The following is a 13,941-nucleotide window of genomic DNA, read 5'->3' as shown; positions in this document are numbered from 1 at the left end:
CCTTATCCTCAGTACGATAGGTTAACATTGATTCACACGTTCCAAAGCGAGCCACCTGTGCTTTTGTTCGTTATTGTGTAAATTTCACTTCTTTCGTCGTACCGTCTGTAAATGTTACTTCTAATTCAAATTCTTTATATTCAGTTGGTATACCGAAAACTGTCAAAATTTCTTCTGTGATCTCTATATTCTCCGTTTCTTGTGTGAAATTTAACTGTTCTAACTTAGGTTTTAGTTCATTGTATGCATCATCACCATACAACCTACGATCATTTAAATCGTCTTCAATTTTCGATTCTCCGTTCCCTTCCATTTCATACTCTGCTTCATAAGATACATTGCGGTCATATTCAACATCTAAGTCAAATTTCATAAATGAATGTTGTATATCCTCATCTCTAACAGTCATATCATCATCGTCATCCAAAGGATTAATTTCCCCTTCTGTAATTCCAGGTGTTGTATTATTTGTGTCGCCAGTTTCTGGGGGTGGCGGAGATACGTCATTTTGTCCACAACCAGTAATGACAAAAAGCAGTGCAAAAATCATGAGTATATTTGTTTTAAACATTTTATCACCTTCCTGTTTTTTCTAAAGTTATGTTATCCATTATCGTTTTTATTTACTCTTAAATAAGTTTTTTTCTTGAATGGTATATGTAAAATAAAGCGTTTTTTTAATAAAGTACCGCTTTAAATTAACTGAGTTAAATTAAAAATAATATTCACTTGACTTGTAAACGTTTACTGCGTTAATTTTAAAAAATATTCAGATGTTTATTTATAGAAAGAAGGTTTATAATGACGCGCTCTTTTAATTTTTCTGCCGGTCCTTCTACTTTGCCGTTACCTGTATTAGAAAAAGTTCAAAAAGAATTTCTATCATTTCAAGGAACAGGAATGTCCATTATAGAAATAAGCCATCGTTCCAATTACTTTGAAGAAATTATGGAACAAACTGAACAGTTATTACGTGAATTAATGAATATTCCTAATAACTATAAAGTTTTATTCGTTCAAGGTGGAGCCTCTCTCCAATTTTCAATGGTTCCGATGAATTTATTAACAAGTTACAATACTTCCTATTATGTAAACACAGGGTCTTGGGCAAAAAAGGCAATTGCTGAAGCGGAAAAGTATGGTGAAGTTCATGTGCAAAATTGTCCTATACATCATATTCCAAAATTATCGTTAGATTCTATTAGCCTTGTTGATTATGTTCACATTACTACGAATAATACGATTGAAGGAACTAAATTTGCTTCAATCCCGAATACTGGGAATGTACCATTAGTTGCGGATATGTCGTCCAACATTTTATCAGAAGAGTATGATGTTGAAAAATTTGGAGTAATTTACGCTGGAGCTCAGAAAAATATTGGTCCTGCTGGACTATGTATCGTTATTGTTCGTGAAGATTTGGTTGGGCAAAATACGTTGCATACTTTACCTACGATGTTGAATTATGAAACGTATGTTAAGTCGAATTCTATGTATAATACACCTCCCACCTTCAATATTTACATAATGAAGTTAGTACTTGAATGGTTAAAACAATTAGGTGGCGTGCAACAAATAGAAAAAATAAACAAAGAGAAAGCAGCATTATTATACAACTTTTTAGATGAATCAACTCTGTTCTATTCCAATGTTCATATCGAGAATAGATCACTTATGAACATCCCTTTTAACACGACTTCTAGTCAATTGAATGAGCAGTTTATTAGTGAGGCAACCTCTGCTGGTTTCTATTTTTTAAAAGGGCATAGGTCAATAGGTGGAATGCGTGCTAGTTTATATAATGCAATGCCCATAGATGGTGTAAAAGCGCTTGTTAGTTTTATGAAGCAATTTGAAATGAAGGCGAGGATGTCAAATGTTTAAAATTAAAACCTATAATTCTATCGCTCCGAAAGGGTTACAAGTTTTTGAGAATAACTCGTACATGTTAAATGAAAGTGATAATCCTGATGGTATTTTACTAAGGAGTTTTAACCTACACGACGAATCTATTGCGCAAAGTGTAAAAGCTATCGCTCGTGCTGGTGTAGGAGTGAATAATATTCCAGTAAAAGAATTATCAGACCAAGGAGTAGTTGTTTTTAACACTCCAGGTGCTAATGCAAATGCTGTTAAGGAGCTAGTCCTATTAAGCTTATTCGTTTCTTCTAGAAACTTTCTGCCTGCTATAGAGTGGACGAACACATTGAAAATTGATAATAGTACTTCTATTCCATCTCAAGTGGAAAGTGGAAAAAAACAATTTGTCGGCAATGAAATAAGAGGAAAGCGTTTTGGTGTTATTGGCGTTGGAGCGATTGGTGTATTAGTAGCGAATGATGCACTAGCTCTTGGTATGGATGTTGTTGCGTATGATCCATTTATATCAGTTAATACTGCGTGGCAATTATCTAGTAATGTGCAGCGAGCACATAATATGGATGAGATTTTTAGCACGTGTGATTATATAACCCTCCATGTGCCATTAACAGACAAAACTCGTAATATAATTGATGAAGCGGCGATCGGCAAAATGAAAACGGGAGTACGTTTATTGAATTTTTCAAGAGCTGAATTAGTAAATGTTGAGCATTTACAAGATGCATTAGAGAAAGAAAAAATATCCAATTATATAACGGATTTTCCTACGGAGAAACTATTGAAAATGAAAAACGTCATTACGATTCCACACTTAGGTGCTTCTACAGTAGAAGCAGAAGAAAATTGTGCATTTATGGCAGCTTCTACTCTCAAGCAATACTTAGAAACTGGGAATATTCAACATTCGGTTAATTTTCCAAACGTGTATTTGCCATTTACTCGTTTATCAAGAGTAACAGTTGCACATAAGAACATTCCGAATATGGTTGGGCAAATTACTGCTGTTCTCGCGCAATACGAGATGAACATTGCGAATATGTTAAATAGTAGTAAGGATTTATGGGCATATACTATTATTGATTTAGATAGTAAAGCAGAACATAAAGATTCTATCATTCAAAAATTACTCACAATAGATGGTATAAAAAAAGTTAGAATTATTGAGAACGAAAGATAATCCTTCATTTTTAAAGAGGTTGGGACGTAACTATTTTCACCAAAGTAAATAACGAACAAAAAATAGTACGGTAATAACCCGCTCCGGAAATATACTTCGCTTTCCGCGGGCGGCTGGTGAGCCTCCTCGTGCTTCGCACTGCGGGGTCTCACCTATGCCTTTTCTCCCGCTGGAGTCTACGTATATTTCCTCCGCTAATCCTGCGATAGTCCGTTATATATCTGATCAATTTAGTTTTGTCCCAGCCTTAATATCAGATACTTTTTAGTAATAGTTTTTTTAATAAAGGAAATAATACATCTGGTAATTCATCAATGTTAGGTACTAGGATGCTATACTTTCCGTACATATTTTGAATTGTTTTCCTTTGGCTCTCTTCTATTACTCCATTCGAAAGGAATACATTTATTACTTCAATTCCTTGCTTCCTTGCATTCATTACTGCTTCATGTGTATCTACAATGCCATTTTGTTCATAATTCATCGCAGCGGGCTCCCCATCGGAAAATACAAGGAGGAACTTTTGTTTTTCGTTTCGATGTAGCAAACGATTGGCCATATGCCTTATTGCATAACCATCGCGATTATCTTCTTCTGGTTGTAGTTGAAGAATTTCTGGTCCGGTTTTTTGTAAGCTTGAAGAATGGAAATCTATAACTGTTTTAAAATAATTTGGTTGACTTATCTCTGTGGCATCATTTGTATCTTCCCAAAATCCAACTACTTCATGGGGAACTTTAACCGATTTTAATGCTTCGTGGAATAAAGTAATTCCATATTTCGTTTCATCCATTTTATCAAACATAGATGCTGAGCAATCAACTAAAAGAGTGAAAACTGCATCTATTTCCATAGATTCAGCATTCTTTTTATAAAACATTCGAGGGGATTCGTCTGTGAACCACGGAAGTAAATTTTTACTTAGTCTCCCGAAGTGCAAATTACTTCTAGGTGATGTGAGTTTATGCTCGAGTGTTTTCTCAATCATTTGCTTTAACTTTTTTTGGTATGATGACACCATCGCTTGAAATTCATTGTAAGACTGTTTGTCTTCTCTAAGCACAGGTTGGGCTTGAAGAAAAACAGGATAGGCGAATTTATTCTCTTTCCCAAAATCACCATCCTTGCCGCCCTCTTTCATTTGGTCATCACTTACAACCTCAAGCGAATCTGTTGGTGAAAAGTCGTTTTTGGATGATTGTTGACTCGATCCTTGAACAATGCCTAGTGCCTGATCACCATCCTCACCTTCGCGCACTCCTTCTCCCATCAAATCAGTTTTTGCCCCTGACTCTAAATCGAACTGAAGAAAGCTTTGAGTATTCGTTTCGCTTTCACGATGCCATGTTGGAAGTTTGTCTTCGTGTATATCTTCTTCCCCTGTTTTATCTTTATCACTTTCATCATCGTTCTGTAATTTACTTTTCCTTTTAATATCATCAAAGTTGAGACCTTCTTCTACAATTTCCTTGTCGGTAAAGTCAGGTGTGAAAAAGTATAAATTCAACATATCGTTGTCCAATATATCTTCTATTACTTCTTGTACATTTACACAAATTTGAATAATTTCATTTGTCGAAGTTGCCTCATAACATTTACTACATTCAGAACGAATATATGGTAGAGCTAAGTTTATTTCATCACTTATAATCGGAATCTCTTCTAATGGATTATTCGTAGTTAATACGATGTAAATTAGATTGTATAGTGCATCAATCCGAATGTTTCTTTCATTATTTACCGTCAATTGACTGCGAAAGTATTTCCGATATTCTTCCCTGCGGATTTCAAAAGAATTCACAGTCCCAGTGCGTTCTTTTTTTATTAGTTCTTCTACCCGTAAGTCTTCTAACAACGAGAATAGTTGTCGTAAGAAATTTCCGTGCTTTGCTTTTTTTATTTTCTTAAGGAACTTTAGTACTTCTGTATAATTTGTATGTGGAACATTTCCTAAACTCCTTATATATACGTCTGATTTTAGGCCATGTATTTTTTCAAATGTTGGATGGTTATCCCAAAAAAGACTAATATATAGTACTTTATCAAATGGATCAAAATAAGATTTGAACGCATATTCCACTTCAAGTTGTTCGATTTTAGATAATGATACGGATAAATCTAAAAGTTCCATAAACAGAAGAGAATCAATTTTTTTATCATTAAAGACAATGTGTCTCATATTACTCGCCTCATTCAAATAACGTTCTTGCTACATTCATTACAGCTGATTTTTCCCGTTCGTCATCTAGTTTTTCTGCAATTCCGCGTTGAACTGCACGAAGAGTTGGTAAATATACAGCTAAATCACAAGTATCTATTAATGCTCGTACAGATGCAGCTTCTTCTGAAAGGTGTCCGTTTTTTACTAATGTTTGTAAATCGTTTGAAAGCACAACGAATTTTTGTATTAGTTTTTCATCCGTAAGTTTCGATTGTGACAATAGTACTTGTTTTAATATGTCACCTTGAATATAAGGAACATCTATAACAATAAAGCGGTTTTTTAATGCTTCATTTAATGGAACCGTTCCCACATAGCCTTCATTAATGGCAGAAATAACGGCGAATCCTTCTTTTGCCCGAATTACTTCTCCAGTAAACGGGTTTGTTATAGTTTTTCGATAATCTAAAACACCATTTAAGATTGGTAATGTTTCTGGTTTCGCCATGTTGATTTCATCAATATAGAGTAAGTGACCTTCTTGCATCGCTTTAATAACTGGGCCAGGTACAAATGTTATTTCCGCAACACCATTATGTTGACGAATTGTTTTATAACCTAATAATGCCTCTGCGTCTAAGTCTACAGAACAATTGATACTATGCATTGGTTGGTGGAAAACAGAAGATAATGTTTCTGCTAATTTTGTTTTACCGGAACCAGTGGGTCCTTTAAGAAGGACGTTTTTACCCATTGCTAGAGCAATGATACTATCAAATAAAAGGTCATTATTATTAGAGGTGTAGCCACCACGTCCTATTAAAGACTGCTCATCTGCCTTCAGGTCTTTCACTTTATTTTCATCAATTAATTTTTGAATATTATTTGGTAATTGTATATTATACATCTAAATTCTCCTTTTACATCTCTTTGCATTATATAGGAAAAAGCTGTTGATAAAATCAACAGCCTTTTTATTATAACAGTCATTTTATTATACATGAAGTAATACAAATCACAATTAATTCTTTATTTACATATTCTCTGCTTTTTTAACTCTATCAGCATGTTCTTCAACAGGATTTTTCTTCTTACCACCTATTATATAGCCACCAACTGCTAGGCCGATGAGTACTGCCCAGAAAATACCTTTCCATACTGGGTGCTCCGGCACGATATGTGGAATAATATGGACGTTTGGATGTGCAAGTGTAAATACAGCCAGTTTAACCCCTACCCAACCAACTATTAAAAATGCAGCCGTTTCTAATGTTGGGCGTTCTTTCAATAATTTTACAAAATACGTAGCTGCGAAACGCATAATAACTACTCCAGTAAAACCGCCTAGGAAAATGATGATAAACTGTCCACCATCTAATCCCCCAATAGTTGGTAAGTTCGTTTTCGGTAACGTCATTGCTAAGGCAATCGCTGCAAGAATAGAATCAACAGCAAATGCGATATCCGCCAATTCCACTTTTAATACAGTCATCCAAAAACTGGATTCTTTTTTCTTCTCTCTAGTAGCCGCCGCCTCCTCGGCTTTGGCGCTTACTGCTTTTCTCCATAAATGATTGAAACAAATAAACAGTAAATATAGAGCCCCAATTGCTTGAACTTGCCAAATATCAACTAAAAACGAAATGATAAACAATGATCCAATTCGGAACACAAAAGCACCTGCTAGACCGTAGAAAAGTGCTTTTTTACGTAAATCATCCGGTAAATGTTTTACCATAATAGCTAAAACTAGTGCATTGTCAGCTGCTAATATACCTTCTAATATAATTAATACTAACAATACCCAACCGTACTCTAACAATAATTGAACTTCCAATTTACTTCCTCCTTAATATAAAAAGCCTCTACCCTACTTTTTCAGGTAAAGGCTTTTTGTGCGTAAGAACACAAAAAAGACCTTTACCTAAATAGAACTTAGGCAAAGGTCTTGCTAACAACAATGGTTGCCGATAACGCCGGAAACTGATCTACAGTTACGAGATGACGACATTATCGTTTTCATAGCTACTCCCCTTTGAATGGGCTTTCGATATGTAATTGATACTAATATATTAATAATATAATAGATTCATGTCAACATTTTTAATTAGATTTAGTGACACTTTGTTAAAATTATTGTAAAAAAATATAATTATATACAGCTAATATAATTTTCACTTTGCGTTATTTTTTCTCGATGATATAATCTTTAAGATTACGTGTACACATAAAGGGGATTATGAAATGAAACAGGCTCATACATATAGAGATAAATTGAAAATATTTATTCAAATTGTTATACCAATTGTAATTACTCAAGTTTCTTTATCCTCTATGAATTTGTTCGATATTATGATGACTGGAAATGTGAGTGCCACAGATTTAGCAGGTGTAGCAGTAGGTTCTGGATTGTGGATTCCTGTTTATACGGGGCTTAGCGGTATTCTCTTATCGATTACTCCGATTGTGGCTCAATTAGTTGGAGGAAAAAAAGGTGGGGAAGTATCTAATTCTGTAACGCAAGGGCTATACGTTTCAATAGTCATGAGTTTAATTGTCATCTGCCTTGGTGCTATCGTGCTTAACCCAATTTTAAATGGAATGACATTAGAAAATGAAGTGCGTTATGTTGCTAAATATTACTTAATAGCATTATCATTCGGTATATTCCCGTTATTTGCATACTCTGTAGTAAGAAGTTTTATTGACGCACTTGGTCATACGAGAATTTCTATGATTATTACATTATTATCCTTGCCGATTAACGTATTATTAAATTATGTACTGATCTTTGGAAAACTAGGCTTACCAAGTTTAGGTGGGATTGGTGCTGGTATTGCGTCTGCACTTACCTATTGGCTCATTTTAATTATTTCTCTATTTATTGTATTAAAATATCAACCCTTTGCTGTTTACGGTATTTTAAAATCTTGGGTTCCTATTCAGTTTAATAAATGGAAGGAAATTTTATTAATTGGAGTGCCAATTGGTCTGTCTATATTTTTTGAGACAAGCATTTTCTCTGCGGTGACACTACTAATGAGTGCTTTCGATACGATAACGATCGCAGCACATCAAGTTGCATTAAATTTCGCCTCCTTTCTTTATATGATCCCTTTAAGTATTTCGATGGCGTTAACGATTTTAGTGGGATTTGAAGTTGGAGCAAAACGGTGGAAAGATGCTAGGCAATATACGTTTTTAGGAATAAGTATAGCTGTTATTTTTTCAAGTATACTTGCAATTTTCCTATTCTTCTTGCGCGAGGAAATTGCTTCTTTATATACGAAAGACACAGATGTTTTATTATTAACAACTGTATTTCTAATTTACGCTCTATTTTTTCAGTTGTCGGATGCAATTGCGGCACCGATACAAGGAGCATTACGTGGTTATAAAGATGTTAATGCCGCATTTTATTTAGCTCTTATATCTTATTGGGTTATTGGCCTTCCAATTGGTTTTATTTTAGCTAACTTTACCGAGTTAGGAGCTTTTGGTTATTGGGTTGGTCTTATTGTCGGACTTGCCGCTGGTGCAATCGGTCTTTCCTTCCGATTAATTCATTTGCAAAAAAAGGTAGTGAAAATGGAAAGTGAATAAAAAGGTCTCAAAAGTCAGTGGAGACACTGATTTTTGGGACCTTTTTCTGTCGTTTATTGATATGTTCAACTTTCAATCCAATGGTAGGATAGCATATCCATTATTTTTTTAAAATTAAATTGGCTACGTTTAATGCACTTGAGAAAGATAACTCTGATAATTGCCCCTGTCCTTCACACCAGTCTCCAGCAAAAAATGTGTTTCGGAAATCCGGGAAGTAAATTGGCATTGCCACTTGGTTCATATTCCATTTAATTTCTTGTACGACAGCATTTTTAGAAACACGTTGTACTACTAAATTTTCTCTCCAGCCATTAAAATGCTTATCATACAGTGCTTCAATTTTCTCTTTATACTCTTCAAGTATTTCTGGCTTTCCAATCTCCTCTTCTTTTAAATATGCAACTGCTTGAAGGAGCTGTCCGCCCTCAGGTGTACATGTTTCGTCGTAGTAAGAAATGTCAGTTATAAACATTTTATTTTCTTGATCATAAATATAAGTGAATGGGCTATCGACTCTTTCAGAAAGGCCAATGTCGTATACGTATACTTTCGTTGATTGATATTTTGCGTATTGTTTTACCCAATCTTCAATTTCTGTTTCCGTAAATACTTTAGCAAGTTCCTTCGGAGGAATACAAAATACAAAGTCATTTGCGCTGTAAATAGTGTCTCCGCAATGTAATTCCGTTACTTTATTATTAGCAGTTACGACTTGTTGAAGCTTCGTTTTTTCAAAAATTTCTCCATTATTATCTTTAATAACACGAACAAACTCATCGATTAGTGCTTGCCAGCCTCCGCCAATGTATGCGACTGGCTTGTTTGTTGTGAAGATTCTTTTATAGTATTGAAAAAACACTTCTGATGGAATTTGTTCTGGTTCACTTGTAAAGAAGTTAGATGATGCTAACGTTAACATCATTTTCTTTACGTCGCCTTCAATCTTATTCTTTTCTAACCATTTGCCAATGGAAACGTGTGGTTCACCAGAATCAATACTTAACATTGTTTTGAATACTTCCCATGCAAATAACACTTTACCAGGTGATGATAAAATCTTTGTTTTAAATAGTCCTCGTACGTTGGAAGGTACATGACTTAACTCTTTTCCTGTATCATATCTAGCTTTGTAAGGATTGAAGTCATTCCAATCAATATTTAATTTTAGCTCTTTTTCAAATGTTTTTAAAATGGAAGTATCTCGACCGTAAATAGCATGTGCCCCAAAGTTAAATTTAAACCCTTTTAACGGTAATGTTACAGCTCTCCCCCCGAGCTTCCCTCTTTCTAAAACGGCAACTTTCTTCCCGTTATTAGATAAATACGCAGCAGTTGAAAGACCCGCAAGTCCACCGCCAACGATTACGACATCAAAATTCAGAATTTGTTTCTCCACCTTAAGTACCCCCAATATGTAATCGTTTACACAAATGAAAATATTTTATTTGAATATTTTCATTTTAATTATATTAAAATAAAAGATTATATATCTATATTATTATTAATAGTGAGATAAATCAATGATTTAAAAGACGTTTATAAAATTTTTAACAATATTTACTACTTGTAAATAATATGCTAATATTTTAAATTACTTTCTGAAAATTTTCTGTTTTTAAAAAATATGAAGAATCATCTAGTTAATTCAATTATAATTACAAAAATTAAAAGGCTATAAATGCCGTTTGACACTTATAACCTCATTTGTTTTGTCGTTTTCACGTTCGTTTTCATCCTTTTTTATACCAGCTTGGAATTGCTCCTTGGAAATAATCATGATCGTTCAGTATATTCTTAATTCGAGTTTCATTTTCTTCGATTAAATTTGGTGTAACTTTTTCTGTCCACACAACCGAAGGAAAGATAATCATAGCCGTATACAAATTGTACAACCTCCAAAAAGATGACGGTATATTATGTTGAAAATACCCATCTATTAGCCCGTTGCAAAATGGGATGCTTACTTCCCTACTAAACATTCCTGTCTTATATAAATCATGAATCGGATCTCCCCAATCAAATCGATCAAAATCAATGACTGCTGATAGTTTCTCGCCAGAGCAAATCATGTTGTTAACATGAAAATCATCATGTTGGAGAGTGATACTCCTTTCCTTCATTAGATCATAATTTTCACTAATAAATTCTTGTATTAGAGTATCCCCTTCTATTTTTGTATTGCTATTTTGATACATTTGCCAATACCGTTCATTTTTTTCTTTTTTATACATATACCAATCAAGGGAAACTTCAGATTTAACTTTATGTATTTTTTTCAATTCCATTCCTGCTTCTATCCCAATTGCATACTGCTTTTCTGTAGTCAATAAAGGTAAAATGTCAGAAGCATCTTTGCCACTTACGTATGTGAAAATAGAGTAACAACTTGTTGAATCGTACGTAAATTTAATTGGTTTATTAGTTTTAACTTTATTTTGAAATGCTCGTTGATGAACTTGAAACTCTGTATACTTCCTTTCCGTATTATTTCGTTCAGATACTTTAACTAAATATGCTTGTTCGTTAGTCTTTAGATAATATTTTTTGTCTGAAGAAAAACCTTTCTTTATTTCTTTTATTTCTTTAATTGGCTGGTCTAACCACTTCTGTAATTGCAATAGAAATGACATCTCTTACCTCCCTTTCCTTTTACTAAGTAACAATAAATTCTCTTAAACTATACAATATTCCTCTTTTGAAAAAAAGAAAAATACTCTATCAGCATGTGATAGAGTAAGAGAAGTACTTTTATTTACCAATAAACATTTGAGTCCAATAGTTTCCTTGTTCAACATGTCCAACGCCAATATGAGTAAATGACGAGTTCATAATGTTTGCTCGGTGACCAGGAGAATTCATCCATGCGTTTACTACTTCTTCAGGGCTTCGTTGGCCCATGGCGATATTTTCACCTGCGCTCTTATATGAAATTCCAAACTGGTTCATCATTTCAAATGGAGATCCGTAAGTAGGACTTGTATGTGAAAAATAGTTTTGAGTTTGCATATCCTTTGATTTCTCACGCGCTACTTTACTTAAGTTTTTATCTAATTGAAGAGGTGCAAGTCCTTGTTTTGCTCGTTCTTCATTTGTTAACTGTACAACCTTTTGTTCAAATGCACTTACACCAATTGATTGGTCTGTATTCGTTTCTTGTCTTTTTTCCTCTTCAACTGATTTGGAAGGTGGTGTTGTTTGAACAGGCTCTTTTGGTTGCTGTTCTTTTTCCGGTTCTTTCGATTCTGTTTTAGCTGGTTCTTTTTCTATTGGTTCATTTTGTTCTTTTGTAGGGACTTCCTCTTTTGAAGTTGGTGCTTTTTCTTCTACCGAATTACTTTTCTGCAACTTAGACTCTAGTTCCGCCATAAACTTTTCAAAAAACGTCTGTATATCATCTTGATTTTTAAATACAGTAACTTGTTTGATGAAATGGTTTTTAACATAGGTGTTTGAGCCGGAATCCGCTGAAGCGATTGTTCCGAATGAAAAAGCTACTATAAAAGTTAATGCTGTTATGAAAGAAAGTAATGTTCTCTTACTTTTCAACATATTTGATTCCTCCCTGTTTACATAAGTGTTTGATAGCTACGAAACTATCATAGCATCTGTTTCTTGTAATATTTTAGGAAGGATATGTAAGTGTTTAATATAGAAAGGTTAGAAGAAGGATAAACGGTGTTACGAAAGCAAAAGTCTACTTTTCGTTTTTGGGTTTCCCTCCCATTCAATGAAATATATACTAATGAAATGGTATTGACAAATTTTTATACTCGACGTTTTATTACATTTTTTATCGTTATGTGACAATTATTGCGCTTATATAATGGAAGATTAAAGTTTGATGATTATAAAAAGTGGGCAATTCAATAAGTCTTAAAACAGTAAGAACATATAACTTAACAAATAACAAAAAAGGCCCCTAAAGTCAGTCGCTACTGATTTTTGGGACCTTTTTCTCTTATTTTTCTATCCACGTGAACATATAGTTTTTATCCTCAATTGCTTGTGCTTTTTTTACTACTTTTAATGGTCGGAATGTGTCGATCATAACAGCTAGTTCTAACGTTTCTTTTTTACCGATACTAGCTTCGGTTGTTCCAGGATGTGGCCCATGTGGTATGCCTGAAGGGTGTAAAGTAATAGATCCCTTCTTTATTCCTTTTCTACTCATAAAGTTCCCTTCTACATAATATAAAAGTTCATCACTATTTACATTACTATGATAATATGGTGCCGGGATTGCTTCTGGGTGATAATCATAAAGTCTTGGAACAAAAGAACAAATAACAAAATTATGACCTTCAAAAGTTTGATGTACTGGAGGCGGTTGGTGAACGCGACCAGTTATCGGCTCGAAATCTTCAATATTGAACACCCAAGGATATAAATAGCCATCCCAACCGACTACATCGAGCGGGTGATGTCCTAAAATATGTGAATGAATAAACCCGCGTGTTTTAGTTAAAACTTCAAATTCTCCTTTTTCGTTAAACGTTTCTAACTCTTCTGGTCCGCGTATGTCACGTTCACAAAATGGACTATGCTCTAACAATTGTCCATATTCATTCCGATAACGTTTAGGAGTTGTAATTTGACTAAATGATTCAACAAATAATATTTTCGTCGTTTCTGTTGGGGTAAGTCGGTAAATTGTACCGATTGGTAAAGTAACATAGTCGCCCGGCCGATAAGTTATAGATCCGAACATCGATTCTATTTTCCCTGTACCATAATGTATATAGAGAACTTCATCGCCATCACCGTTACGATAAAAGCTTTTCATCGGTTCTGTAACTAATACGGTCCCAATTAATAAATCGTCATTACCTAATAAATATTCTCTAGCTTGTAATGCATCACCTTTAGTTTCTATTTCAGTCGTTAATAAATGTCGATGGTTAAGTGCATCTTGTTCTTCATATTCGGGTAAATAACGATAAAGTTTTGTTGATTTTACTACTTCTGTCGGTAAAAAATGATGATATAAAATCGATTGTGTCCCGGAAAAACCTTTGGTCCCCATTACTTGCTCACGAAATAACGTGCCGTCTTCCTTTTTAAACATCGTATGTCGTTTATGTGGTATTTTACCAAGTTGGCGGTAATACATTCGTCA

Annotated in this window: 11 protein-coding genes; 3 read left to right on the top strand and 8 right to left on the bottom strand. The window is 34.1% G+C overall.

The window, feature by feature from the left end:
- Positions 1-70: 70 nt before the first annotated feature.
- Positions 71-571 (bottom strand): YusW family protein, encoded by a 501-nt coding sequence (locus BC6307_RS11285; protein ID WP_066420667.1) that lies wholly within the window; start codon positions 569-571, stop codon positions 71-73.
- Between the two features lie 230 nt (positions 572-801).
- On the opposite strand from BC6307_RS11285, the gene serC reads away from it, so the two are divergent.
- Together serC and BC6307_RS11275 are read left to right on the top strand one after the other, a co-directional pair.
- Positions 802-1,884, top strand: a complete 1,083-nt coding sequence (gene serC / locus BC6307_RS11280; RefSeq protein ID WP_066420666.1) for a 3-phosphoserine/phosphohydroxythreonine transaminase — start codon at positions 802-804, stop codon at positions 1,882-1,884.
- Positions 1,877-3,058 carry a 3-phosphoglycerate dehydrogenase family protein gene (locus BC6307_RS11275; protein ID WP_066420665.1) on the top strand — a complete coding sequence of 394 codons (1,182 nt, stop codon included), beginning with the start codon at positions 1,877-1,879 and terminating at the stop codon, positions 3,056-3,058. The genes serC and BC6307_RS11275 overlap by 8 nt, the downstream gene beginning before the upstream one ends.
- A gap of 253 nt (positions 3,059-3,311) precedes the next feature.
- On the opposite strand, the gene BC6307_RS11265 is transcribed toward BC6307_RS11275, so the two are convergent.
- The 3 genes from BC6307_RS11265 to BC6307_RS11255 all read right to left on the bottom strand — a co-directional run bounded on the left by BC6307_RS11265 (position 3,312) and on the right by BC6307_RS11255 (position 7,056).
- Positions 3,312-5,237, bottom strand: a complete 1,926-nt coding sequence (locus BC6307_RS11265) for a vWA domain-containing protein (protein WP_066419391.1) — start codon at positions 5,235-5,237, stop codon at positions 3,312-3,314.
- 10 nt (positions 5,238-5,247) lie between these two features.
- Positions 5,248-6,126: an ATP-binding protein gene (locus tag BC6307_RS11260; RefSeq protein WP_066419389.1), complete on the bottom strand. Its 879-nt coding sequence runs from the start codon at positions 6,124-6,126 to the stop codon at positions 5,248-5,250.
- A 126-nt stretch (positions 6,127-6,252) separates the two neighbouring features.
- Positions 6,253-7,056: a TerC family protein gene (locus BC6307_RS11255; RefSeq protein WP_066419387.1), complete on the bottom strand. Its 804-nt coding sequence runs from the start codon at positions 7,054-7,056 to the stop codon at positions 6,253-6,255.
- Positions 7,057-7,463: 407 nt separating this feature from the next.
- On the opposite strand from BC6307_RS11255, the gene BC6307_RS11250 reads away from it, so the two are divergent.
- Entirely contained in the window at positions 7,464-8,822 is a 1,359-nt protein-coding gene (locus BC6307_RS11250) for an MATE family efflux transporter (protein WP_066419386.1), read from the top strand.
- Between the two features lie 100 nt (positions 8,823-8,922).
- On the opposite strand, the gene BC6307_RS11245 is transcribed toward BC6307_RS11250, so the two are convergent.
- From BC6307_RS11245 to BC6307_RS11230, 4 genes are all read right to left on the bottom strand, one after another.
- Positions 8,923-10,221 carry a phytoene desaturase family protein gene (locus BC6307_RS11245; RefSeq protein WP_235858230.1) on the bottom strand — a complete coding sequence of 433 codons (1,299 nt, stop codon included), beginning with the start codon at positions 10,219-10,221 and terminating at the stop codon, positions 8,923-8,925.
- Positions 10,222-10,555: 334 nt separating this feature from the next.
- Positions 10,556-11,455, bottom strand: a complete 900-nt coding sequence (locus BC6307_RS11240; protein ID WP_066419385.1) for an aminoglycoside phosphotransferase family protein — start codon at positions 11,453-11,455, stop codon at positions 10,556-10,558.
- Between the two features lie 118 nt (positions 11,456-11,573).
- Positions 11,574-12,374 carry a CAP domain-containing protein gene (locus BC6307_RS11235; protein WP_066419383.1) on the bottom strand — a complete coding sequence of 267 codons (801 nt, stop codon included), beginning with the start codon at positions 12,372-12,374 and terminating at the stop codon, positions 11,574-11,576.
- 409 nt (positions 12,375-12,783) lie between these two features.
- On the bottom strand, positions 12,784-13,935 hold the full coding sequence (locus BC6307_RS11230) for a homogentisate 1,2-dioxygenase (RefSeq protein ID WP_066419381.1): 1,152 nt from the start codon (positions 13,933-13,935) through the stop codon (positions 12,784-12,786).
- Positions 13,936-13,941: the final 6 nt, after the last annotated feature.

The organism is Sutcliffiella cohnii (assembly GCF_002250055.1).
GTDB classification, from domain to species: domain Bacteria; phylum Bacillota; class Bacilli; order Bacillales; family Bacillaceae_I; genus Sutcliffiella; species Sutcliffiella cohnii.
The sequence above is the reverse complement of the archived record's forward strand: the minus strand, read 5'-3'. Positions and strand labels throughout refer to the sequence as shown.